This window comes from Burkholderia lata (assembly GCF_902499025.1).
Lineage (GTDB): Bacteria > Pseudomonadota > Gammaproteobacteria > Burkholderiales > Burkholderiaceae > Burkholderia > Burkholderia lata_C.
Genome location: NZ_CABVPW010000015.1, coordinates 68,484 through 92,714, shown reverse-complemented (window position 1 = coordinate 92,714; position 24,231 = coordinate 68,484). Strand labels below are relative to the sequence as shown.

Genomic DNA, 24,231 nt, shown 5'->3' with positions numbered 1-24,231 from the left:
CTATTGATGAATTCCCAGACTCAGAAGCTTTTCGTCGACGATCTGCACAAGCGGTACGGCGACAACGAGGTGCTCAAGGGCGTGTCGCTGAAGGCGAACTCGGGCGACGTGATCAGCGTGATCGGCTCGTCCGGCTCCGGCAAGAGCACGATGCTCCGCTGCATCAACTTCCTCGAGCAGCCGAATGCGGGCCGCATCGTCGTCGACGGTGAGGAAGTGCGCACGACGCCCGACAAGTCGGGCGCGCTGCGCGCGGCCGATACGAAGCAGCTGCAGCGCGTGCGCACCAAGCTGTCGATGGTGTTCCAGCACTTCAATCTCTGGTCGCACATGAACGTGATCGAGAACGTGATGGAAGCGCCGGTGAACGTGCTCGGCCTCCCGAAGAAGGAAGCCGAGGAGCGTGCGCGCGCGTATCTCGAGAAAGTCGGCCTCGCGCCGCGTGTCGAGAAGCAATATCCGTCGCACCTGTCGGGCGGCCAGCAGCAGCGCGTCGCCATTGCCCGCGCGCTCGCGATGCATCCGGACGTGATGCTGTTCGACGAACCGACGTCGGCACTCGACCCCGAGCTGGTGGGCGAAGTGCTGAAGGTGATGCAGAAGCTCGCCGAAGAAGGCCGCACGATGATCGTCGTCACGCACGAGATGGGCTTTGCGCGCAACGTGTCGAACCACGTGATGTTCCTGCACCAGGGCCGCGTCGAGGAAGAAGGCGTACCGTCCGAGGTGTTTGCCAATCCGAAGAGCGAACGCCTGCGCGGGTTCCTGTCGGGCAGCCTCAAGTAACGCACGCCGCCCGAACGGGCGCCCGCGGTTCGCCGCGCGGCGCCCGTTTTGCGTTTACGCGGCGCTCACCGGCGCGCTGTCGGCAAACGCGCGCAGTTCGTCGCCCGCGAGGCGGTAACGCACCCATTCGCTCTGCGGTGCGGCGCCGACGCTCTCGTAGAAGCGGATCGCCGGCTCGTTCCAGTCGAGCACGCTCCACTCGAAACGCCCGCAGCCCGACTCGACCGCGATCCGCGCGAGCCCCTTCAAGAGCCGCAGCCCGGCGCCCGCGCCGCGAAAGCGCGGCGACACGTACAGATCCTCCAGATACAGCCCCTGCCGGGCGAGCCACGTCGAATACGAGAAGAAATACACGGCGAAGCCGGCCGGCTCGCCGTCGACCTCGCAGATCAGCGCGCGCGCCGGCGAGCCCTCGCCGAACAGGCTGCGCTCGAGCGACACGGGCGTCGCGACCACTTCGTGTTCCGCCTTCTCGTAGATGGCCAGCTCGGTAATGAAACGCAGGATCTGCGGCACGTCGGCGACGGTGGCGGAACGGATGTCGATTTGCACGGGTTGAGCCCTCCTCCGGCCCTGGCTTGAAACGGGAAACGGCGTCGCGCAGCCGCGCTGGCGCCAATCAGACCGTCATGCTACGTTCATGCTGCTCCTGCAGGAAGTGCAGTTTCTTCATCCGGACCTGAACATGATGCATCCCGATCTACGTCGCCTCGACCTGAACCTGCTGCTCGTGTTCGATGCGCTGTACCGCCACCGCTCCGTCGCCGCGGCCGCGCACGAACTCGCGTTGAGCCCGTCCGCGCTGAGCCACGCGCTCGCGCGGCTGCGCGACGCGATCGGCGACGCGCTGTTCGTGCGCCTCGGCAACGAGATGCAGCCGACCGTGCGCGCCGACGACATCGCCACCTGGGCCGGCGACGCGCTCGACGCGATGTCGAAGGGGCTCGCCCGCGCGCGCCGCTTCGATCCCGCGCAAAGCGACCGCACGTTCGTGTTCGCGGCGACCGACTACACGGCCTTCGCCGTACTGCCGGCGTTTCTCGCGCGCATCCAGCATGTCGCGCCGCGGTTGCGGATCCGCGTCGTGCATTCCGACCGGAAGATCTCCGTCGACGAACTGGCGGCCGGCCGCATCGATTTCGCGCTGGGCTACCACGAGGAATCGGCGGCCGACGCTCCGGGCATCGAGGACTTCGACTGGTTCTCCGACGACTACGTCGTGATCGCGAGCGCCACGCATCCGGACATCCGCCGGCGGTTGACGCTCGACCAGTACCTGGCGGCACGCCACGTGGTCGTCACGCCGTGGAACGAGTCGCGCGGTGTCGTCGACCATGTGCTCGACCGGCTCGGCCTCGCGCGGCAGGTCGCCGTGCAGTTGCCGACGGTGCTGGCCGCGCCGTTCGTGATCGCGGAATCCGCGCTGCTGATGACCGTGCCGAACCGCGCCGCGCAGGCGCTGCGGCACGCGGCGCCGATCCGCATCTTTCCTGCGCCGTTCGACATCCCGCGCTACACCGTGAAGGTCTACTCGCACGCGAAGCATGCGCGCACCGATGCGCATCGCTGGATTCGCGCACAGTTGCTCGACGCGAGGCCGGCCGCGACCTGACCGACGCACGTTGGTACACCGCGCTGCGCGTTGCCGGACAAGCGTTTCAGGCAGCGGCCGGCCAGATCCGGCAGCCGCCCATTCATTACGAAATACTTACCAATTTTTCGCATTTGACGCCTACGCTCGCGCCCTCACAGCGTCAATAGTGGCAATCCTTGATCCCTGTTTGCGAAATTCGTGTCTCCCTTGCGGGACAAGGGTTTTCCGTTAATTGCAAACCCTTGGCGCACCTGTTGCCCACCGTGTTGCATGGCAATTTGACGACAGGTGTTAGTCAAACAACGATTTCCATCGCCACAAAATTGTATTTTTGCTAAATTAGTAACCAAAGTAGCAAAACGAAGTTCGTGAAATGTAGTTTAGCTTCACGACACTACAAGGAGACCCGCAGGCCGACCCGGCTGCGCGGGACCGCTCAACGGTCTTTCCGTCTGCTTGCCCGCGTGCCACGCTTACCGGCCCTGCACGAGGTCTCCCTGGTTATCCCGCTTTTGCCCGGCGCTCGTCGCTCCGGGCATCTCGTGCAGTTCTGGGTTGACTTTTTGACAGGGTATGGAGGAGACGATGAAGAAAGCTTTGGTCGCGGCCGCGCTGATGGCTGCTGGGGTGGTGACGGCGCACGCGCAGAGCAGCGTTACGCTGTATGGCCGCCTGGATGCCGGCCTCGAGTACATGAACGGCCTGCAAAACGGCCACCAAGTGCGCGCGGAAAGCGGCGACTGGGGCACGAGCCTCTGGGGCTTGAAGGGCACCGAGGACATCGGCGGCGGCAACAAGATCCTGTTCCACCTCGAAGGCGCGTTCAACACGATGACGGGCGGCTTCAGCGGCTCGATCTGGGATCGTTTTGCGACCGTCGGTATTTCGAACGACCGCTACGGTACGCTGCTGATGGGTCGCGAGCTCGCGATCGCCAACGGCGTGTGGGACTTCGACCCGTTCGGCCAGTCGGCCTGGTCGACGGCATCGCTGGTGCGCGGCCGCAACTGGAACAAGACCAGCAACAACGTGTCGTACCAGTCGCCGCAGTTCTACGGCCTCGACTTCTACGGCCAGTTCTCGTTCTCGAACTCGACCAGCTTCAACGGCAACACGACGGCCGGCCAACCGGGCCGTGCAATGGGCGGTCAGGTCACCTATACGAACTCGCTGTTCCAGTTGCGCGGCATCTACGACGAAACGCGCGACAGCAGCGGCCGCTTCTCGGACGTGTTCAACTACTCGCGTGAATACTTCGCGGGCGTGAACGTGTTCCTCGGCCAGTTCAAGGTGCAAGCGGCCTACCAGGCTTCGCGCGCGGACGGCAGCGGCGGCCCGGCAGTCAACGCCGGCATCACCGGCACCCAGCAAGTCTGGGGTGGCGTGACGTGGCAAGCAACGCCGGCGGCAGCGCTGATCGCAGCCGCGTATCACGTGAACGCGAACCACGGCGGCGGCAACGCGAACATCTACACGGTCGGCGGCTCGTACAACATCTCGAAGCGCACGCTGTTCGACCTGCAGGTCGCGACGGTGCGCAACAGCAAGAACGCCAACTTCGGCCTGAACGCGAACGGCGCCGGTACGGCCGTGTCGACGGGCAACCCGAATCCGGGCGGCAGCCAGACCGGCGTCTACGCCGGTATCCAGCACCTGTTCTGATCAGGCGCCGTTCTCAAAGAATCGATTCGACAACGCTTTCCACGCTGCTGCGAGAGGCGCGTATCGGTGCGGTACCCAACCGGGTATCGCACCGTTTTTTATTGGCGGGACGGTTTTGTGCGGCCCACCAACAAATGCGGCGCTCAGACGGCCGCTTCGTTCTCTTCGCCGGTGCGGATGCGGATCACGCGCTCGACGTCCGACACGAAGATCTTGCCGTCGCCGATCTTGCCGGTGCGCGCCGCGCCGATCACCGCATCGATCACCTGGTCGACCTGCGCTTCCGCGACGACCACTTCGATCTTCATCTTCGGCAGGAAGTCGACGACGTATTCGGCGCCGCGATACAGCTCGGTATGGCCCTTCTGGCGGCCAAAGCCCTTCACTTCCGTCACGGTCAGGCCCGTGAGACCCACTTCGGCGAGCGCTTCGCGGACTTCGTCCAGCTTGAACGGCTTGATGATGGCAGTGATGCGTTTCATGGTGGTTGTCCCCCAATGCTCGTTTGGATGAAAAATCGCGACCCCGATTGTAAGCCTGCGGGCCGCATGCGGCCCAGCACGGTTCAATCGAGACGTTCGGTAAAACGTGACGTGATCGGGTAGCGCCAGTCGCGCCCGAAGGCGCGATGCGTGACGCGAATGCCGATCGGCGCCTGGCGGCGCTTGTATTCGTTGATCTTGATGAGCCGCGTCACGCGTTCGACGTCGGCCTGCGCGTAACCGGCCGCGACGATCTCGGCGAGCGGCCGGTCCTCTTCCATGTACATCCGCATGATCGCGTCGAGCACGTCGTACGGCGGCAGGCTGTCCTGGTCGGTCTGGTTCTCGCGCAGCTCGGCCGACGGTGCGCGCGTCAGGATCCGCTCGGGGATCACGTCGCGCAGCGGATAGTCGGCCGTATCGTTGCGATAGCGGCAGAGCCGGTACACGAGCGTCTTCGCGATGTCCTTGATCACCGCGAACCCGCCGGCCATGTCGCCGTACAGCGTGCAGTAGCCGACCGCCATCTCGCTCTTGTTGCCGGTCGTCAGCACGATCGAGCCGAACTTGTTCGACAGCGCCATCAGCAGCGTGCCGCGGATGCGCGCCTGGATGTTCTCCTCCGTCGCGTCTTCCGCACGGCCCGCGAACTCGCCCGCGAGCGATGCGCGGAACGCATCGAACATCGGCGCGATCGCGATCTCGTCGTAGCGCACGCCGACGCGCCGCGCCATTTCCGCCGCGTCGGTGGTCGAGATGTCGGCCGTGAAGCGCGACGGCATCATCACCGCGCGCACGCGCTCGGGCCCGAGCGCATCGCATGCGACGGCCAGCACCAGCGCCGAATCGACGCCGCCCGACAGCCCGATCAGTGCGCCCGGAAACCCGTTCTTGCCGATGTAGTCGCGCACGCCGGTCACGAGCGCGCGGTACACCTGCGCGTCCGTCGACAGCTCGGGCGCGATCGCGCCCGGCAGCGGCCGCGCACCGTCGAATTCGACGATCGCATGCCCTTCGTCGAACTGCGGCATCTTCGCGACGAGCGCGCCCTGCGCGTCGAGCACAAATGAACCGCCGTCGAACACGAGCTCGTCCTGGCCGCCGACGAGGTTCACGTACACCATCGGCAACCCGGTTTCGCGGATCCGCGCGCGCAGGATGTCGAAGCGCACCGCTTCCTTGTTCATGTGGTACGGCGAGCCGTTCGGGATCAGCAACACCTGCGCGCCGGCCGCCTTCGCGATCTGCGCGGCCGAGGCGTGCCACGCATCCTCGCAGATGATCACGCCGTATTTCACGCCGTTCAGCTCGAACACGAGCGGCTCGGCGTCCGTCGCGAAGTAGCGCTTCTCGTCGAACACTTCCGCGTTCGGCAGATCCTGCTTGCGGTAGGTGCCGGCGATCTCGCCGCCGACGATCAGCGATACCGCGTTGTAGGTATCGACGGGCGGCACGCCGCGCTCGATCGGGCGGTTTGCATTACCATCGACGGCTGGCGCGTGCACGCCGTCGCCCGCGCCGCGCAGCGGATGGCCGACCAGCACCGCGAGCCCGTCGAATGCCTTCAACGCGTCGGCGAGCGCGTCGAGTGCCGAGGCCGCCGCCGCGTAGAACGCGGGCCGCAGCAGCAGGTCTTCCGGCGGATAGCCGGACAGCGCGAGTTCCGGCGCGACCATCAGCTGCGCACCATCGTTGTGCGCGGCGCGTGCGGCCGCGACGATCCGCGCGACGTTGCCGGCGAAGTCGCCGACGGTAACGTTGATCTGGGCGAGTGCGAGTCGGGTCTTCATGGCGGGATCGGCGCAGCCCGGCGGCGCGCCCTGAACGGCTGACGAAATCGTCCCGGTGCGGGCCGCGCAGGCCTTCGCATCCGGCGACACAGAACGGTACGGATTCACGCTTGAAACACGAACGCATCGATTATCGCACGGGCATCCTGTCGTCCCCCGCGGAGGTGCCGGCCGACGAATGGAACGCGCTGCTTGCCCGCGACGCGCAGCCGACGCCCTTCCTGCGCCACGAATTCCTCGACGCGCTGCACGTCGCGCGCTGCGCGGTCGACGATACCGGCTGGTCGCCGCACTTCGTCACGCTGACCGACGAGCGCACCGGCCGCCTCGCGGCCGCCGCGCCCGTCTACGCGAAGCAGCATTCGTACGGCGAATACGTGTTCGACTGGGCGTGGGCCGACGCATACCAGCGCAACAACCTGCCCTACTACCCGAAGCTGCTGTGCGCGGTGCCGTTCACGCCCGTGCAGGGCACGCGCCTGCTCGCGGCCGACGACGACGCGCGCCGCCGGCTAGCGGCCACGCTACTCGCGTTCGCCGAGCAGAGCGACGTGTCGTCGCTGCACGTGCTGTTCCCGACGGGCGACGAAGCGGCGCTCCTCGAATCGATGGGGATGATGCTGCGCGAAGGCGTGCAGTTCCACTGGATCAACGACGGCTACCGTCACTTCGACGATTTCCTCGCCACGCTCGAGCAGAAGAAGCGCAAGAACATTCGCGCGGAGCGGCGCAAGGTGCACGACGCGGGCGTGACGTTCCGGCGGCTCACCGGCGACCGGATCACCGACGCGGACTGGCGCTTCTTCTCGCGCTGCTACCGGCAGACCTATCGCGAACACTATTCGAGCCCGTACCTGAACCTCGACTTCTTCCGCACGATCGGCGCGACGATGCCCGAGAACCTGCTGCTCGTGATCGCGGAGGCCGGCGGCCAGCCGATCGCGAGTGCGCTCGCCGTCTACCGGCGCGGTGAAAACGGCGGCGGCACGCTGTACGGCCGCTACTGGGGCGCACTCGAACACGTGCCGTGCCTGCATTTCGAAACGGCCTACTACCAGTTGCTCGAATTCTGCATCGAGGCCGGGCTCGACACGTTCGAAGGCGGCGCGCAGGGCGAACACAAGCTCGCGCGCGGCTTCCTGCCGACCGTCACGCACTCCGCGCACTGGCTCGCGCACCCGGCGTTCTCGGACGCGGTCGCGCGCTTTCTCGAACGCGAGACCGAGCATATCCACGCGTACGTCGACGAATTGCGCGAACACGATCCGTTCCGGCGCAGCCCCGAGTAACGACTGCACGCCGAAATGCGGCGAGACCCCGACCGGCCTCGCCGCTTGCCGCATGGCCGCCCGGCTCAGTGCGCGGCGAGCGTCACCGTCGTCTACAGCGCCTGCCGGTCACGCGACGAAGCTGCCGCCGATAGCCCGTCGCTGCCCGCGGCGATCCGCCATGCGTGCGTGCCCGCATCCCGGGACGCGAAGCGCTGCGCCGGCACTGCGACGCTGACAGTACGCGCGTCACCCGGCTGCAGTGCGACCTCGGTCCAGCCGACGAGCCGCTTCGGCGGCTCGCCGAGCGACGCGGGCAGTACCGCGATCGCCCGCGCGGACGCAATCGTCGCCCCCCGGAACAGCGAAGTTTTCGTTGATCCGCCTGAATCGATCTGTTGTACTTGTCATCGCACTCCAGCGTCCGAGCCTAAAAAAATCGACCGGTCACCATGCTTGACCGGCAGGAGCAGCACTTGACCTCTCGCAGCGGGGGCAAACCCGAAGGTCATGGAGAGAGACATGGAGTTACGACAGAAATCGGTATCCATCCGGGTCTACCGACTGGTGCTCGACGACATGCGCCGCAACGGCTTCGACGTCGCGCCGCTGTATGCGACGCTCGGTATCGGCGCGGCCGATCTCGCCGACGACGCGCGGCGCATCCCCGGCGACCGGCACGTCGCCGCGATGCGGCTGATGAGCGAATGGCCGTTGTCCTGGCATCGGCCGCCGCCGCAGGTCGTGCCGTGGCTCGCGCCGTTTCCGGAGCTCGCGGGCATCACCTGCAACGCCGCGACGCTGCGCGACGCGCTGCACGGCTACCTGCGCTACCGCGAACTGATCGGCAACGTCGACTGGATGTTCGCACACGAATCCGGCGGCGCGATCGCGCTCGAGTACGTGAACGAGGGCGACGGCCGGCCCGCCAGCAGCGCGTTCGCGAATTTCGCGATCCTTGCCGCGCTCGCGCGCCTGTACGATCCGCACGCGCAGGTCGACGAAGCCGCGTTCGCCGGTCGCGCATTCGCGCCGACGGGCGCGCTGCGCGACCTCCTCGGCGCGGCGGTGTCGTTCGATGCCGCGCACAACCGCGTCGTGCTGCGCTCCGCGCACTTCGACACGCCGTTCGAGCGCTACAACGCACCGCTCGCAGACATCCAGCGTCACGCGGCCGACGCCGCGCGCGAGCGCGTGCGCGCCCGCTCGACGTTCGGCTCGTCGGTCGAGCAATGCGTGCGCGACTGGCTGCGCACGTCCGACGACGCCGACGTGCCATCCGACACGCTGATGGAGCACGTCTGCACGCGCTTTGCGATGTCGCGCTGGACGCTGCGCCGGCGGCTGCATCGCGAAGCGGTCGGGTTTCATGCACTCGTCGCGCAGGCGCGGCTCGGCGAAGCGCGCGACCTGCTGCTGAACACGCAGTTGCCGATCGGCGAGATCGGCGTGCGGGTCGGTTTCCGTTCGACGAGCGCGTTCACGCGCTTCTTCACGCGCGAACTCGGCGCGGCGCCGAGCCGCTTTCGCGACGGACACGGCGATCGATGGCGTTGACGCGCGCTTTTTCTGAGACACTGGCGGCTTCGTATCCCGCCGCCCTGCCATGTCCTGGTTTCTGTATCTGATCGAATGCGCCGACGACAGCATCTATACGGGCATCACGACCGACGTTGCCGCGCGCTTCGACGAGCACGCATCCGGCAAGGGCGCACGCTATACGCGCTCGCGCAAGCCGCGTGCGGTGCTCGCGTCGTTTCCGCTGCCCGACCGGTCGAGCGCGTCGCGCGCCGAGTACTGGGTGAAGCGGCTTACGGCTGCGCAAAAGCGTGAGCTGGCGGCCGGGTTGCGGACGCTGGAATCGGTGATGCCTGTCGTGGTGGCTGTCGACGCGAGTGATGATACGGCCGGGGTGAAGACCGGTGCACGCGGGCGAAAGAAGTCGAAGGTGGAGAACGTCGATAGCGCGGCGAAGACGACTGAGACCGGTAAGAGCACGAAGAAGGCCGGAAAGACCGGGAAAGCTGAAAAGGTCGGCAAGCCTGCAAAAGCCTCCAGGTCTCCCAAGGCGACAAAAGCCGCACCGGTCGCGAAGCGCAAGAAGCCCGACAGCGATGCGGTCGCAAGAAAGACTTCATCGCGCGACACACCGGTAAAAAAGGACAAGCCGGCCGCACCCGCTTCGTCGAAAGGAAAAACGCCTGCAGCCGGCGGCAAACTCGTCACGAACGGACGCAAAGACACCGCTCCCGCACCGGTCCGCCGACGCGCGGCTGCAACCCAGGCCCCCGAGGCCTTCGTTGCCCCTCGTCGTGCGAAGCGCCCGAAGGACACACCGTCCGCCATCGCACCGCCGGTGTCCGCCTCCGCACGCAAGCAAACCCCGCGCACAAAACAAAACCGCGCGGCCTCCTGAGGAGACACGCGCGGTTTGCGTTTCGCACGAACCGGCCGTGGGCCGGTACGCCGCTTACTTCTTGTAGTTCGCTGCGCCGTCGGTGATTTCCTTGTGCGCGGCTTCGATGCCGGCCCAGCCCTCGACCTTCACCCACTTGCCCTTCTCGAGCGCCTTGTATTGCTCGAAGAAGTGCTTGATCTGATCCTTCAGGTACTCGGGCACGTCGTCGATCGACTTCAGGTTTGCCGTCATCGGGCAGACCTTGTCGTGCGGCACCGCGACCAGCTTTGCATCGACGCCCGACTCGTCGGTCATCTGCAGCATGCCGAGCACGCGCGAACGCACGATCGAGCCGGCCAGCAGCGGGAACGGCGTGATCACCAGCACGTCGACCGGATCGCCGTCGCCCGACAGCGTCTGCGGGATGTAACCGTAGTTCACCGGATAGCGCATGCCCGTGCCGATGAAACGGTCGACGACGAGAAGGCCCAGTTCCTTGTCCGCCTCGTACTTCACCGGATCGCTTTGCGCGGGAATCTCGATGATCACGTTGAAATCTTGCGGCAGGTCCTTGCCGGCCGGAACATGATTGAAGCTCATGAGCACTCTCTGTAGGTCGATGGGAATTCGGGACAGGGCGCCGCGGCCGATGCATCGCCGCAGGCGTCCCGCAAGGGAATGCGCCATTATAGCCAATCGACCGGTGGCGTCCGGATGACGATCGGCCGATAATCGTTCCGGATGCCTGGCCGGTCAACCACCGGCCGTGTTACATGGAATCGGGTAAGCGTTAAGGTGCTAACCCGGGTCGACTGCGAAGCATGGGGCCCGAGTTAGCGCTATGGCGCTAACCCGGGTCGACCGCAAAGCATGGGACCCGAGCAAGCGCTAAAGCGCCAACTCGGGTCGACCGCGAAGCATGGGACTCGAGTAAGCGCTGAAGCGCCAACCCGGGTCGACCGCAAAGCATGGGACCCGAGCAAGCGCTAAAGCGCTAACTCGGGTCGACCGCAAAGCATGGGACCCGAGTAAGCGCTAAAGCGCCAACTCGGGTCGACAGGAGCTGGCATGGAAGAGGCGAAGCACTTCATCGCGGGCGAATGGACGTTGCCCGCGCAACTGGAAACCATCGCGGTCGTCGATCCATCCGACGGCCAGCCGTTCGCGTCGATCGCCCGCGGTACGGCGCCCGACATCGAGCGCGCAGTCGCCGCGGCCCGCGACGCATTCGCGGGCCCATGGGGCGCCGCCAGCGCCGCCGAGCGCGGCCGTGTGCTGATGCGGCTATCGGCGCGCGTGGCCGACTCCCTCGAGGAGCTCGCCGCGATCGAGGCGCGCGACACCGGCAAGCCGCTGAAGCAGGCACGCGCCGACGCAGCCGCGCTCGCGCGCTACTTCGAGTTCTACGCAGGCGCCGCCGACAAGCTGCACGGCGAAACCCTCCCCTATCAAGCAGGCTACACGGTGCTGACGGTGCGCGAGCCGCACGGCGTCACGGGCCACATCGTGCCGTGGAACTACCCGATGCAGATCTTCGGGCGCAGCGTCGGCGCAGCGCTCGCGGCCGGCAACGCCTGCGTCGTCAAGCCGGCCGAGGATGCGTGCCTGTCGTTGCTGCGCGTCGCCGAGCTGGCCGCCGAGGCCGGGCTGCCGGCCGGCGCGCTCAACATCGTCACCGGCTACGGCCATGAAGCCGGTGCCGCGCTCGCACGTCATCCCGGCATCGACCACATCTCGTTCACGGGTTCGCCGGCCACCGGCAAGCTGGTCACGCAGATGGCGGCCGAGAACCACGTACCCGTCACGCTCGAACTCGGCGGCAAGTCGCCGCAGATCGTATTCGCCGACGCCGATCTCGAAGCGGCGCTGCCCGTGCTCGTGTCCGCAATCGTGCAAAACGGCGGGCAGACCTGCTCGGCCGGCAGCCGCGTGCTGATCGAGCGCGCGGTGTACGAGCCGCTCGTCGAGCGGCTCGCCACCGCGTTCAACGGGCTGCGCGTCGGCCCGAGCCGCGCCGACCTCGACTGCGGCCCGCTGATCAACGCGAAGCAGCAGCAGCGCGTGTGGGATTTCCTGTCCGACGCGCAGCACGACGGCATTCCGATGGCCGCGCACGGGCAGGTCGTCGCCGACGCGCCCGAAAGCGGCTTCTACCAGGCGCCCGCGCTGCTGCGCGACGTGCCGCCGTCGCACCGGCTCGCGCAGGAAGAAGTGTTCGGCCCCGTGCTCGCCGCGATGCGTTTCGTCGACGAAGACGAAGCCGTCGCGCTGGCGAACGGCACGCCGTACGGCCTCGTCGCGGGCATCTGGACGCGCGACGGCGCACGCCAGATGCGTCTCGCCCGGCGCCTGCGGGCAGGCCAGGTGTTCATCAACAACTATGGCGCGGGCGGCGGCGTCGAGCTGCCGTTCGGCGGCGTCGGCCACTCGGGGCATGGCCGCGAGAAAGGCTTCGAGGCACTGTATGGCTTCACCGCGCTGAAGACGATCGCGATCCGGCACGGCTGAACGCGCGGAAATCGGCAAACGGCACGCGGCCGGCAGCGCCCGGCCGCATATCGAAGCACGACGACACTCATATCCAGCACAGGAGACACACCATGCGGTTGAGCGGCAAGACGGCAATCGTCACGGGCGGCGGCTCGGGGTTCGGCGAAGGCATCGCGAAGACCTACGCGCGCGAAGGCGCGAACGTCGTCGTCAACGACCTGAACGGCGCGGCAGCCGAGCGCGTTGCGAGCGAGATCGCGCTCGCGGGCGGCAAAGCCATCGCAGTGGCCGGCGACGTGTCGAAGCAGGACGACTGGCACGCGTTGCTGCAGGCCGCGCTCGACGATTTCCACGCGGTGCAGATCGTCGTGAACAACGCGGGCACCACGCACCGCAACAAGCCGGTGCTCGACGTGACGGAAGCCGAATTCGACCGCGTGTACGCGGTCAACATGAAGAGCCTGTTCTGGTGCGTGCAGACCTTCGTGCCGTACTTCCGCGAACAGGGCGGCGGCGTGTTCGTGAATGTCGCGTCGACCGCCGGCGTGCGGCCGCGCCCTGGTCTCGTCTGGTACAACAGCACGAAGGGCGCGATGATCACCGCGAGCAAGTCGCTCGCAGCCGAGCTCGGCGCCGACCGCATCCGCGTGAACTGCATCAACCCCGTGCTCGGCGAAACGGCGCTGATGACGGAGTTCATGGGCTGCGAGGATACCCCCGAGAACCGCAGCCGGTTCCTCGCGACGATCCCGCTCGGCCGCTTCTCGACGCCGCAGGACATCGCGAACGCGGCGCTTTACCTCGCATCCGACGAAGCTGAATTCATCACGGGCGTCTGTCTCGAAGTCGACGGCGGGCGCTGCATCTAGCCGCATCGTGTTGTTCGCGCGCCGAGCCGGGATTCTTCGGCCAGCACGGCATCCACGCACTGCTTCGTACGAAACCGGGCCTGCCACCGATACGCCGGCCCCGGCCAACTATAAGGACAGGAGACAACATGGCAACATCGACGCAGTCGCTGCCGGGCTCGTCCGGCGCATTTGAGGAAGCAACCTACCGCAAGGTGTCGTGGCGGCTCGTGCCGCTCCTGCTGCTGTGCTACGTGGTTGCGTATCTCGACCGCGTGAACGTCGGGTTCGCGAAGCTGCAGATGGCGAGCGACCTGAACCTCAGCGACACCGTCTACGGGCTTGGCGCCGGGATCTTCTTCTTCGGCTATTTCCTCTTCGAAGTACCGAGCAACATCATCCTGCACAAGGTCGGCGCGCGCGTATGGATCGCGCGGATCATGGCGACGTGGGGCGTGATCTCGATCCTGACGATGTTCGTCACGACGCCCACGATGTTCTACGTGATGCGCTTCCTGCTCGGCGTCGCCGAAGCGGGCTTCTTCCCCGGCGTGATCCTCTACCTCACCTACTGGTATCCCGCGCACCGGCGCGGCCGGATGACGACGTTCTTCATGACGGCCGTCGCACTGTCCGGCGTGATCGGCGGGCCGCTCTCGGGCTTCATCCTGAAGGCGTTCGACGGTATGAGCGGCTGGCACGGCTGGCAATGGCTGTTCCTGCTCGAGGGTATCCCGTCGGTGCTGGTCGGCGTGGTCGTGTTCCTCAAGCTGGACGAGCGTATCGCGAAGGCGAACTGGCTGACCGACGACGAAAAGGCGCTGCTCACGCGCAACGTCGATGCTGAAGAGGCGACCAAGGAAGACCTGCCGCTCGGCGCCGTGATGTCGAGCCCGCGCGTGTGGCTGATGGCGCTGATCTACTTCTCGTTCGTGATGGGGCTCTACGGCGTCGGCTTCTGGCTGCCGACGATCATCAAGGCGACAGGCGTGACCGACACGTTCATGATCGGCCTGCTGTCGGCGATTCCGTATGCGGCCGCGGTGGTCGCGATGATCCTGATCGCACGCAGCGCGGACCGGCACCGCGAACGCCGCTGGCACGTTGCGATTCCGGCCGCGATCGGCGCGCTCGGGCTCGTGCTGTCGGTGATCTGGGCGCACCAGACCGCGCTCGCGATGCTCGGCCTCACGCTCGCGACGATCGGCATCCTGACGACGCTGCCGCTGTTCTGGAGCCTGCCGACCGCGTTCCTCGGCGGCACGGCGGCCGCGGCCGGCATTGCGATGATCAACTCGATCGGCAACCTCGCCGGCTTCCTGAGCCCGTACATGATGGGCTGGCTCAAGCAGGCGACGGGCGCCAACGATTCGGGCATGTACATGCTCGCCGGGTTCCTCGTGCTCGGCGGATTGCTGGCGCTGTCGGTGCCGAAGCGGCTGGTCGACAAGTGACGCGGGGCGCACGGGCGCCCGCCGGCCGATAGCCGACCGACACTCGAAACGCCCCGCTGGCCGGAACCGCCCCGGTCGGCGGGGCGTTTCTGCTTTTGCACACGCACAGCCCGGACGGTGCGGGTTCGGTAGCGTACCAACGCTGGTGCATGGACTCCCAGAATATTCCCTATTGATCCATTTATCATGGAACAATAAGGAACATTTTAGAGCCACTGGCCGATCATGTTCCATACCGTCGAAGAATCCGCCACACGTCTGCGCCTCCACCCGAAAACCGTCCTGCGCTTCATCCGCGAGGGCAAGCTGCCCGCAACGCGGGTCGGCCGGGCATACCGCATCCTCGACGTCGATCTCGCCGCGTTCGCGCAAACCAAGCCGGCCGCCCCCGTGCCGCGTGCGGTGCGCGTCACCAGCATCGTCGACATTCCGGACGCGTCGCAGTCGCTGCACCAGTACCTGTCGCGGTCGCTGCATGCGATGGCGTCCGGCCGCACGTCGTATGTCGACCCGGTGCGAATCGACGTCACGTTCGATCCCGCCGCGAGCCAGGTCAAGATCATCGTCGCCGCGACACCGGCCGACACGGCCGCGCTGATGGCGTCGCTCGAGGCGCTGCTGCAGCAAAGCGGGACATGAGCGCGATCTTCAGGTCGCCCCGCCACGCCCGCGCGATTCGCGCGGCTTACGACGCTGCGCTGTCGCACTGGCCGGCCGGACATCGGCGCATCACGGTGCAGACGCGCCATGGCACCACCCATGTGATCGCCTGCGGCCCGGAACACGCGCCGCCGGTCGTACTGATCCACGGCGCGCAGACGACGGCGGCGAGCTGGCAACACTACGCGACCGAATGGTCGAAGCATTGCCGGCTCTACGCAATCGACGTGATCGGCGAAGCGGGACCCAGCGCCCCGTCGCGGCCACCGCTCGCAAGCGACGCGTACGCGCAGTGGCTCGACGACGTGCTCGACGGCCTGGGGGTGGCGCGCGCCGCGTTCGTCGGCATCTCGCTGGGTGCACGAACCTCACTCGATTTCGCGTTGCGCCGGCCGGCGCGCGTCACGCGGCTCGCGCTGCTCTGCCCGTCCGGCATCGGCAGGCAGAAACCGTTTCTGTGGTGGGCGCTGCCGCTGCTGCTGCTCGGCGATGTGGGGCGCACATGCGTGCGGCGGCGCGTGCTCGGCCGTTTTCCGCCCGCATCGACACCCGCCGAGCGCGACACCTTCACGCTCATGCGCGCCGTGGATCGCGGCTTGCGGCCGCGCGTCGAAACGATCCCGGTGTTCGGCGACGGCGCGCTGCGCACGCTGTCGACGCCCACGCTGGCGATCGTCGGCGGTCGCGACGTCATGCTCGATTCGCGTGATACGTGCGATCGCCTGACCCGTCTCGTGCCGCACGCGCAGGTCCGGTTCCTTCCGGATCAATACCACTTCATCCGCGGGCAGCGCGACACCGTGCTCGCATTTCTCATGTCGACGGAGGCAACCCGCATGCATCACCGAATCGTCCAGGCAGCCGCCCACCGCGTGCTGGTCCGCGATCCCGCCGCCGGCCTCGTCCAGCGTGAAAGCGATGCGCTCGACCTCGTCGCGCTCGCACACGAACATGAGGCCGACTGGATCGCGGTCCCCGCCGACGCGCTGCACGACGACTTCTACCGGCTCGAAAGCGGCCTCGCGGGCGCCGTGCTGCAGAAGCTCGTCAACTATGGCGTCCGGCTCGGCGTAGTCGGTGATATCGACCGCTGGCTCGCTCGCAGCGAAGCGCTTCGCGCGTTCGTTCGCGAGTCCAATCGCGGCACATCGGTGTGGTTCGTCGGGAACGAGGAGGGCCTGCTGCGCAAGCTCGGCGCGTAGCGCGGCCCGCAACGAACAAAAAAATGCCCCGAAGGCCAATTGGCGTTCGGGGCAGATTGCGCGGCGCCTCAGGCCACCCGCATGCAGCGGGCGGCATCGACTCGCGTCAGACCACCGTGATCGCGAGCGCGCTTTCGCGGTAATGCTTCGCGGCCTTGTCGGTTTCGCCGAGATGCTCGAACAGGCGCGCGAGCGCGCGATGCGCACGCACCTTCAGCGCCTCGTTGTCGGCCAGCTTCAATGCCGATTCGAGGAACGACTGCGCCTTGCCCCACAGTTGCTGTTGCTGGCACAGGCGGCCGAGCGCGAACAGCAGGTCGGCATCCTCCGGGTGATCCTTCTTCCACCCTTCCGCCTTCTGGATCAGCGGCAGCGCATCGGCGCCGGCCGTATCCGGGTAACGGCGCAGCAGGCGGGCGTCCCAGTTGTGGGCGAGCGCGTCCTCGACGATGCGGCGCGCTTCGTTGCGGCGCTCGAGCGGCACGAGCAGATCGGCCGCGAGATCGGCAAGCCGCGGCGACTGGCGCTCGACCGGCGACAGCGACTGCCACACCTCGAGCAGCGCGTCCGGGTCATGCCGGCGTTCGCGCAGCAGGTTCTCCGCAGCCTGCTGGCGCAGCCGCACGGCCGCGGCCGGATGCAGCGCCTCGCGCTTCTCGAGCGCCTTCGCGAGCTTCAGCACTTCGGCCCAGTTCTTCAGCTGCTGCTGCGCGCGCAGGGCGACCTGCTGCGCATGGATGCGCTTGCCGCCCGCCTGCAGGTCGGCCAGCGCCGCGAGCGCGCCGTCGGCATCGCGTGCATCCGCGCGCATGTCGGCCGCGGCGAGCAGCCGTGCATCCTGCCATTCGGGCGCGTCGACCTTCGACAGCCAGTCGTCGCGACGCGTGTACTCGTGCATCCGGTGCGCGGCGGTGGCCGCGACGAGACTCGCCGCGCCCTGGTTCGCGTCGACCGACAGCGCTTCACGCGCGGCCTTCTCGGCGCGCGAGAAGCGGCCCGCGTACAGGTTCGCGATCGCATCGCGCAGCGATGCCTGCGCCTTCTCGTTGCGCGAGCGCGCCCGATACGCGGCGACCCGATGCGGCATGCGCCAGATGTTGCGCACGATACGCAGCAGCGCATACACGACGATGAACAGCACGACGATGGCGATCACGAACAGGTTCAGCGACACGTCGATCCGGTACGGCGGATAGACGAGCAGCACCTGACCCGCGTCGAAACGGCCGACGGTGGCGAGCGCAGCGGCGATCGCGAACAGGACCGCGAGCCAGACGATTCCTCGAAGCGTCATCGTTACCCCCGGCTCTTGAACTGCTGAACGGCGTTCAGGCTCGTGTTCAGGTTCGGCACCGCGACCGTCAGCGATGCGCCGTCAACCTGCTTGAGCAGATCCTCGACGGTCTGCGTGTCCTTCGATGCCTGGTCGAAATACTTCCCGAGCGACGCCTGTGCGGCGTGCAAGTCGGCCTTCATCGCGCTGTCGTTGCGCGCGAGCAGCGACAGGCGCGCGGTCAGCAGGCGCAGCTTCAGGTTCTCGCGCACGAAGTAGCCCTGGTCGGGCGACGCGAGCATCGCGTCCGCGTTGTCGATGCGGCGCACCTGCACGAGCCCCTTCAGCTGCTGGCCGAGGCCGGCCGAGAAGTCGTGCCACCACACCTTCCAGCGCGGCTCGCCGGCCACGGCCGACGATGCGGCGTCGGCCGGTGCGGCCTTCGGCGCCTCGTGCGGGACGATCGCCTCGCCGGACAGCGGCAGCGCGTCGATCTTCGCGATCGCGTCGTCGAGCTTGATCGCGAGGCCCGTGAGATCGGCCGCCGGTGCGGCCTTCAGCTTCTCGATGTCCAGCGCGAGCGCCTTGCGCACCGTGACGGCCTGCGCGCTCTGCGACGTTGCGAGGCGCGCGTCGGCGTTCTGCAGCGCGATCAGTGCAAGCTGCGTATTGCCGGTCAGCTGAAGCTGCTGGCTCGCGCTCGACAGCATCTGGTCGACTTCCTCGAGCATCCACGCATCGCGGTTGCGCGACAGGTCCTGGTATTGCTGCTGCAGCGCCTGCTGCGCGCTCTGCGCGTCGGCGAGCTTGCCGTCGAGCTGCGCAAGCTGCGTGTCGACCTGGTGCGTGCTCGCGAGCGCCTGCTCGGTCTTCATGCGCGTCTCGGCCGTCTGCGCATCGAGCGCCTTCTGGCGCGTGACGAACGTGCCGTCGAGCCGGTCGATCTTGCGGTTCAGTGCGTAGCCACCGACGCCCGCCGCGCAACCGAGCACGACGACCACGAACCACAGCACCGCGCTGCCGCCGCGGCGCGCGGGCGGTTCGGCGCCCATATAGGCGGGACGGGACGGCGGTGCGGATGCAGCGGCCGGCTGGGAAGCGACGCTTTTGGAATCGTTGGTATCTGTCATGCGTTTAGTCACCGGTGCGGCTGTCGCCGGTTGGACGGCCTCGTCGGCCATCGTTCGAAACGCGCGGACGATGCGCTCATCGCCCGCGCCGGTCAGCGTAATCCTATCAAAACCCAATGCACGCGCGGTCTGCTCGATCCGCGGATGCGGCGTCACGAGCGGCGCGTGCTTCAATGCGTCGATCTCGGCATCGTTCAGGTGCGCCCGCGCGAGTTCGTGCAGGTTGCGCACGCCTTCCGAGCTCGTGACGAGCCACGCATGCGGTTCGCCGTCGAGCAGCGCATGCACGCGCTCCCACGCGCCGACGCGCGGCTCGGGCACGACGCGCCGGTACGCGGCGACGAGCGTGACGTCCGCGCCAACCTCACGCAGCCGGTCGGCGAGCCATTCGCGGCCGCCGTCGCCGCGCACGATCAGCACGCGCTTGCCTGCGAGCGCCTGCGCGCCGCCGAATGCGGCCTCGATGCAGGCGAACAGGCTTTCCGAATCGTAATGAGGTACGCCGCCGTCGGCCGGCGCCTGCGGCGCGATCACGCGATACGCGGGCGCCGCGATGCCGTGACGCTCGAGCGCCGCGACGCTGCCGGGCCCGACCACTCCGACCGGCAACGCATTCGGCCAGATCGCGCCGTACCGCGCGAGCGCGCGGTCGATCGCGTTCGGCGACACGAAAATCACCAGCGCGTAGTCGGCGAGCGCCGCGAACGCCGCGTCGAGCGGCGCCGGATCGTCGACCGGCGCAATGTCGATCAACGGGAATTCGAGCACGTCGCAGCCGGCCTCGGCCAGTTGCGACGCGAGCGCACCGGACTGGCCGTCCGGGCGCGTCAGGACAGCGGTGAACGCGCGCGCGCCGCCCGCCATCAGGCGTCGCCCTTGCCGGTGGCCTGCGAGCCTGCGAGCAGCGCCTGGACGATGTCGAGCGCGCCTTGCGCCTCGAGCTCGTCGGACACGGCGCGGCCGAGCGCGAGCGCATCGGCGACGGTCACGACGGCCCCGCACTCCTCGGCCGTCAGCACGCGCTTGCCGTCGGTCGTCGACACGCGGCCCGTCAGGTACAGTTCGCCCGCGCGCCACACCGCGTACGCGGCGAGCGGCACTTCGCAGCTGCCACCGAGCGCACGCGACACCATCCGCTCGGCCTCGACCGCGAGCGCGGTCTGCGGGTCGTGCAGCGGTGCGAGCCACGCGGCGACGTCGTTGCGGTGCGATGCGATCTCGATGCCGAGCGCGCCCTGGCCCGCAGCGGGCGGGCTCGCCTCGACGTCGAGCAGCGCGCGGATCCGCGCTTCGAGGCCGAGGCGCTTCAGGCCGGCGGCCGCGAGGATGATCGCCGCGTAATCGCCGCGGTCGAGCTTCGACAGGCGCGTGTCGAGGTTGCCGCGCAGCGGCAGCACGTCCAGGTGCGGGTAGCGCGAGCGCAGCATCGCCTCGCGGCGCAGGCTCGACGTGCCGACCACGGCGCCGGCCGGCAGCGCGTCGAGCGACGCGTAGTCGTTCGACACGAAGGCATCGCGCGGGTCCTCACGCTCCATGATCGCGGCGAGCGAGAAGCCGTCGGGCAGCGCCATCGGCACGTCCTTCAGCGAATGCACGGCGAGATCGGCGCGGCCGTCGGCCAGCGCGGCCTCCAGTTCCTTCACGAACAGGCCCTTGCCGCCGACCTTCGACAGCGTGCGATCGAGAATCTGGTCGCCGCGCGTCGTCATCCCGAGGATTTTCACGTCACAAGCTGGATATAATTTGCGCAGCGCATCACGCACATGTTCGGCTTGCCACATCGCCAGGCGGCTTTCGCGCGAAGCAATCGTCAACGTCGCGGGCGACTGTGCCTGTTGCGGCCCGGCCGCAGGGGTCTCGGAATTCATTGCTGGAACATCGAAGGACGGGATTGAAGATCGAACAATGGTAGCACGCACGCCCCTGCCCGCCCGGGCCCGGAGCCTGCGCCCGGCCTGCCGCCGAGCGGGTCGCGGCGCCGATGCGCGGATGTGCCGCACGTAGCTGGTTGCTTGACCGCAGTTTCGCAGTTTCCGCAGTTCCTTTTGACTCGAGCTTTCCCAAGGAAACCCATCGTGAAGTCTTCCGGATCGGCGCGTACGGCGCGCCGCAATGCTGCCCTGTCCTCCTCCGACGCCTCGACGGACACCGTCGCCACCGCCGCGAACGGCCGTGCGAAAACGGCAACGAAACCGAAAGACCCGATACGTCAGACAAAACGCACGACGAAAGCCGCCGGCCCGGCTGCCCGCACCGCGGCCCGCAAGGCCGGTGCGCCGAAGTCCGGCACGCGCACGCGCGAGGACAAGGACGGCCCGCTGTTCGAAGACATCCGCTTCCTCGGCCGCCTGCTCGGCGACGTCGTGCGCGAACAGGAAGGCGACACCGTGTTCGACGTCGTCGAGACGATCCGCCAGACCGCGGTCAAGTTCCGCCGCGAGGACGACAGCGAAGCCGCGCAGACGCTCGAGAAGAAGCTGCGCAAGCTGACGCCGGAGCAGACGGTGAGCGTCGTGCGCGCATTCAGCTATTTCTCGCATCTCGCGAACATCGCGGAAGACCGCCACCACAATCGCCGCCGCCGCATCCACGCGCTGGCCGGCTCCGCGTCGCAGCCCGGCACGGTCGCGTACGCGCTCGAACAGTTGAAGACGACCGGCAACGCGTCGAAGCGCCTGCTGCAACGCTTCTTCGACGATGCGCTGATCGTGCCGGTACTGACCGCGCACCCGACCGAAGTGCAGCGCAAGAGCATCCTCGACGCACAGCACGACATCGCACGCCTGCTCGCCGAGCGCGACCAGGAGCTGACCGGCCGCGAGCGCCAGTACAACGAATCGATGCTGCGCGCACGCGTCACCACGCTGTGGCAGACCCGCATGCTGCGCGATGCGCGCCTGACGGTCGGCGACGAAATCGAGAACGCGCTGTCGTACTACCGCGCGACGTTCCTCGACGAACTGCCCGCGCTGTACGGCGACATCGAGGCCGCGCTCGCCGAGCACGGCCTGTCCGCGCGCGTACCCGCGTTCTTCCAGATGGGCAGCTGGATCGGCGGCGACCGCGACGGCAACCCGAACGTCACCGCGCCGACGCTCGACGAAGCGATCAACCGCCAGGCCGCGGTGATCCTCGAGCACTATCTGGAACAGGTGCACAAGCTCGGCGCCGAACTGTCGGTGTCGAACCTGCTCGTCGGCGCGAACGACGCCGTGAAGGCGCTCGCGGCAGCCTCCCCCGACCAGTCGCCGCACCGCGTCGACGAACCGTATCGTCGTGCGCTGATCGGCATCTACACGCGGCTCGCCGCCAGCGCGCGCGTGCGTCTCGGCGAAGGCACGGTGCCGGTGCGCAGCGCGGGCCGCGGCGCGGCGCCCGTGCGTGCGGTCCCATATGCGGATTCCGAAGCGTTCGTCGCCGACCTGAAGGTGCTGACCGCGTCGCTCGACGAGCACCACGGCACGTCGCTCGCCGCGCCGCGCCTCGCGCCGCTCGTACGCGCGGCCGAAGTGTTCGGCTTCCACCTCGCGAGCATCGACCTGCGCCAGAGCTCCGACATCCACGAAGCCGTGGTCGCCGAACTGTTCGCGCGCGCGGGCGTCGAGGCCGACTACGCGGCGCTTGCCGAGGAAGACAAGCTGCGCGTGCTGCTCGCCGCGCTCGCCGACCCGCGTCCGCTGCGCTCGCCGTACATCGAATACTCGGCGCTCGCGCAGAGCGAGCTCGGCGTGTTCGAGAAGGCGCGCGAAGTCCGCGCGCAATTCGGCGCACGCGCGGTGCGCAACTACATCATTTCGCATACGGAAACCGTCAGCGACCTCGTCGAGGTGCTGCTGCTGCAGAAGGAGACGGGCCTGCTCGAAGGCGCGCTCGGCGTACCGGGCGGCGATGCGAAGAACAGCCTGATGGTGATCCCGCTGTTCGAGACGATTCCCGACCTGCGCGACGCCGCGCGCATCATGCGCGAATACTTCGCACTGCCGGGCATCGACGCGCTGATCGCGCACCAGGGCGCCGAGCAGGAAGTGATGCTGGGCTATTCGGACAGCAACAAGGACGGCGGCTTCCTCACGTCGAACTGGGAGCTGTATCGCGCGGAGCTCGCGCTCGTCGACCTGTTCCGCGACCGCAAGATCACGCTGCGCCTGTTCCACGGCCGCGGCGGCACGGTCGGCCGCGGCGGCGGCCCGACCTACCAGGCCATCCTGTCGCAGCCGCCGGGCACCGTGAACGGCCAGATCCGCCTGACCGAACAGGGCGAGGTGATCGCGAGCAAGTTCGCGAACCCCGAGATCGGCCGCCGGAACCTGGAGACGGTCGTCGCGGCGACGCTCGAGGCGACGCTCCTGCCGCAGAACAATGCGCCCGCGCAGCTGCCGGCATTCGAAACCGTGATGCAGACGCTGTCCGATTCGGCGATGGCCGCGTACCGCGCACTCGTCTATGAAACCCCGGGCTTCACCGACTACTTCTTCTCGTCGACGCCGATCACCGAGATCGCCGAGCTGAACATTGGCAGCCGCCCCGCTTCGCGCAAACTGCAGGATCCGAAGCAGCGCAAGATCGAAGATCTGCGCGCGATTCCGTGGGGCTTCTCGTGGGGCCAGTGCCGGCTGCTGCTGACGGGCTGGTACGGCTTCGGCAGCGCGGTGAGTGCGTATCTCGACGGCGCGCAGGACGAAGCCGAACGCACGAAGCGCGTCGCGCTGCTGAAGAAGATGAACAAGACCTGGCCGTTCTTCGCGAACCTGCTGTCGAACATGGACATGGTGCTCGCGAAGACCGATCTCGCAGTCGCGTCGCGCTATGCGCAGCTCGTTTCCGACCGCAAGCTGCGCAAGCACGTGTTCGAGCGGATCGTCGCGGAATGGGAGCGCACGTCGCAGGCGCTGGCGGAAATCACCGGGCACGAAGGCCGCCTAGCGACCAACCCGCTGCTCGCGCGCTCGATCAAGAACCGCTTCCCGTATCTCGATCCGCTGAACCACCTGCAGGTCGAGCTGATCAAGCGCCACCGCGCGGGCGACACGAACGCGCGGCTGCGCCGCGGGATTCACCTGACGATCAACGGGATCGCGGCCGGCCTGCGCAACACGGGCTGATCCGCATGCGGCGCGGTGTGATTCCGCGCCAACCGGTATCGTGAAAGCCGCGATACGCCACCGTGTTCACGGTGCGTATCGCGGCTTTTTTC

The 24,231-nt window shown here is 67.6% G+C and carries 20 protein-coding genes; 12 read left to right on the top strand and 8 right to left on the bottom strand.

All coding sequences use genetic code 11. The annotated features are described in order from the left end of the window. Nucleotides 1–6 precede the first annotated feature (6 nt). Nucleotides 7–786 carry an ABC transporter ATP-binding protein gene (locus tag BDI24065_RS17065; protein ID WP_175032266.1) on the top strand — a complete coding sequence of 260 codons (780 nt, stop codon included), beginning with the start codon at nucleotides 7–9 and terminating at the stop codon, nucleotides 784–786. Nucleotides 787–840: 54 nt separating this feature from the next. On the opposite strand, the gene BDI24065_RS17060 is transcribed toward BDI24065_RS17065, so the two are convergent. Continuing rightward, nucleotides 841–1,338 carry a GNAT family N-acetyltransferase gene (locus BDI24065_RS17060; RefSeq protein WP_175032265.1) on the bottom strand — a complete coding sequence of 166 codons (498 nt, stop codon included), beginning with the start codon at nucleotides 1,336–1,338 and terminating at the stop codon, nucleotides 841–843. Nucleotides 1,339–1,426: 88 nt separating this feature from the next. Here BDI24065_RS17060 and BDI24065_RS17055 point away from each other — a divergent pair, with 88 nt between their 5' ends. Together BDI24065_RS17055 and BDI24065_RS17050 are read left to right on the top strand one after the other, a co-directional pair. After that, nucleotides 1,427–2,398 carry a LysR family transcriptional regulator gene (locus tag BDI24065_RS17055; protein WP_438820017.1) on the top strand — a complete coding sequence of 324 codons (972 nt, stop codon included), beginning with the start codon at nucleotides 1,427–1,429 and terminating at the stop codon, nucleotides 2,396–2,398. A 567-nt stretch (nucleotides 2,399–2,965) separates the two neighbouring features. Further along, nucleotides 2,966–4,042, top strand: a complete 1,077-nt coding sequence (locus BDI24065_RS17050; RefSeq protein ID WP_175032264.1) for a porin — start codon at nucleotides 2,966–2,968, stop codon at nucleotides 4,040–4,042. A 143-nt stretch (nucleotides 4,043–4,185) separates the two neighbouring features. Here BDI24065_RS17050 and BDI24065_RS17045 read toward each other — a convergent pair whose 3' ends face one another. Beyond that, nucleotides 4,186–4,524, bottom strand: a complete 339-nt coding sequence (locus BDI24065_RS17045) for a P-II family nitrogen regulator (protein ID WP_006398637.1) — start codon at nucleotides 4,522–4,524, stop codon at nucleotides 4,186–4,188. A gap of 83 nt (nucleotides 4,525–4,607) precedes the next feature. Beyond that, on the bottom strand, nucleotides 4,608–6,314 hold the full coding sequence (locus BDI24065_RS17040; RefSeq protein ID WP_175032263.1) for an NAD+ synthase: 1,707 nt from the start codon (nucleotides 6,312–6,314) through the stop codon (nucleotides 4,608–4,610). Nucleotides 6,315–6,424: 110 nt separating this feature from the next. On the opposite strand from BDI24065_RS17040, the gene BDI24065_RS17035 reads away from it, so the two are divergent. Further along, nucleotides 6,425–7,603: a GNAT family N-acetyltransferase gene (locus BDI24065_RS17035; protein WP_175032262.1), complete on the top strand. Its 1,179-nt coding sequence runs from the start codon at nucleotides 6,425–6,427 to the stop codon at nucleotides 7,601–7,603. Between the two features lie 92 nt (nucleotides 7,604–7,695). Here BDI24065_RS17035 and BDI24065_RS41045 read toward each other — a convergent pair whose 3' ends face one another. Further along, nucleotides 7,696–7,902, bottom strand: a complete 207-nt coding sequence (locus BDI24065_RS41045; protein WP_302479462.1) for a fibronectin type III-like domain-contianing protein — start codon at nucleotides 7,900–7,902, stop codon at nucleotides 7,696–7,698. A 202-nt stretch (nucleotides 7,903–8,104) separates the two neighbouring features. Between BDI24065_RS41045 and BDI24065_RS17025 the strand changes: the two genes are divergently transcribed. Together BDI24065_RS17025 and BDI24065_RS17020 are read left to right on the top strand one after the other, a co-directional pair. Then, a complete protein-coding gene (locus tag BDI24065_RS17025; RefSeq protein WP_175032261.1) occupies nucleotides 8,105–9,139 on the top strand; it encodes a helix-turn-helix transcriptional regulator in 1,035 nt (344 codons plus the stop codon). Between the two features lie 49 nt (nucleotides 9,140–9,188). Further along, nucleotides 9,189–9,998, top strand: coding sequence for a GIY-YIG nuclease family protein (locus BDI24065_RS17020; RefSeq protein ID WP_175032260.1), 810 nt, complete (start codon nucleotides 9,189–9,191; stop codon nucleotides 9,996–9,998). A 54-nt stretch (nucleotides 9,999–10,052) separates the two neighbouring features. On the opposite strand, the gene ppa is transcribed toward BDI24065_RS17020, so the two are convergent. Beyond that, nucleotides 10,053–10,580, bottom strand: a complete 528-nt coding sequence (gene ppa / locus BDI24065_RS17015) for an inorganic diphosphatase (protein ID WP_011352863.1) — start codon at nucleotides 10,578–10,580, stop codon at nucleotides 10,053–10,055. A gap of 468 nt (nucleotides 10,581–11,048) precedes the next feature. Here ppa and BDI24065_RS17010 point away from each other — a divergent pair, with 468 nt between their 5' ends. The 5 genes from BDI24065_RS17010 (at nucleotide 11,049) to BDI24065_RS16990 (ending at nucleotide 16,634) form a co-directional block, all read left to right on the top strand. Then, nucleotides 11,049–12,488, top strand: coding sequence for an aldehyde dehydrogenase family protein (locus BDI24065_RS17010; RefSeq protein ID WP_175032259.1), 1,440 nt, complete (start codon nucleotides 11,049–11,051; stop codon nucleotides 12,486–12,488). Nucleotides 12,489–12,580: 92 nt separating this feature from the next. Continuing rightward, nucleotides 12,581–13,339: an SDR family oxidoreductase gene (locus tag BDI24065_RS17005; protein ID WP_174941665.1), complete on the top strand. Its 759-nt coding sequence runs from the start codon at nucleotides 12,581–12,583 to the stop codon at nucleotides 13,337–13,339. A 128-nt stretch (nucleotides 13,340–13,467) separates the two neighbouring features. Beyond that, the gene (locus tag BDI24065_RS17000) at nucleotides 13,468–14,772 is read left to right on the top strand and encodes an MFS transporter (RefSeq protein ID WP_175032258.1); all 1,305 of its coding nucleotides are present in this window, start codon (nucleotides 13,468–13,470) and stop codon (nucleotides 14,770–14,772) included. A 225-nt stretch (nucleotides 14,773–14,997) separates the two neighbouring features. Continuing rightward, nucleotides 14,998–15,411 carry a helix-turn-helix domain-containing protein gene (locus BDI24065_RS16995; protein ID WP_175032257.1) on the top strand — a complete coding sequence of 138 codons (414 nt, stop codon included), beginning with the start codon at nucleotides 14,998–15,000 and terminating at the stop codon, nucleotides 15,409–15,411. Then, nucleotides 15,408–16,634 (top strand): alpha/beta fold hydrolase, encoded by a 1,227-nt coding sequence (locus BDI24065_RS16990; RefSeq protein WP_175032256.1) that lies wholly within the window; start codon nucleotides 15,408–15,410, stop codon nucleotides 16,632–16,634. Before BDI24065_RS16995 ends, BDI24065_RS16990 begins: the two co-directional genes overlap by 4 nt. A gap of 106 nt (nucleotides 16,635–16,740) precedes the next feature. Here BDI24065_RS16990 and BDI24065_RS16985 read toward each other — a convergent pair whose 3' ends face one another. The 3 genes from BDI24065_RS16985 to hemC are packed head-to-tail and all read right to left on the bottom strand — an operon-like array spanning nucleotide 16,741 to nucleotide 20,905. Then, complete coding sequence (locus tag BDI24065_RS16985) at nucleotides 16,741–17,928, bottom strand: heme biosynthesis protein HemY (protein ID WP_175032255.1); 1,188 nt, start codon at nucleotides 17,926–17,928, stop codon at nucleotides 16,741–16,743. A 2-nt stretch (nucleotides 17,929–17,930) separates the two neighbouring features. Beyond that, complete coding sequence (gene hemDX, locus BDI24065_RS16980; protein ID WP_175032254.1) at nucleotides 17,931–19,901, bottom strand: fused uroporphyrinogen-III synthase HemD/membrane protein HemX; 1,971 nt, start codon at nucleotides 19,899–19,901, stop codon at nucleotides 17,931–17,933. After that, nucleotides 19,901–20,905: a hydroxymethylbilane synthase gene (hemC, locus tag BDI24065_RS16975; RefSeq protein ID WP_175032253.1), complete on the bottom strand. Its 1,005-nt coding sequence runs from the start codon at nucleotides 20,903–20,905 to the stop codon at nucleotides 19,901–19,903. Before hemC ends, hemDX begins: the two co-directional genes overlap by 1 nt. 207 nt (nucleotides 20,906–21,112) lie before the next feature. On the opposite strand from hemC, the gene ppc reads away from it, so the two are divergent. Then, complete coding sequence (ppc, locus tag BDI24065_RS16970) at nucleotides 21,113–24,139, top strand: phosphoenolpyruvate carboxylase (protein WP_175032252.1); 3,027 nt, start codon at nucleotides 21,113–21,115, stop codon at nucleotides 24,137–24,139. Nucleotides 24,140–24,231 lie beyond the last annotated feature (92 nt).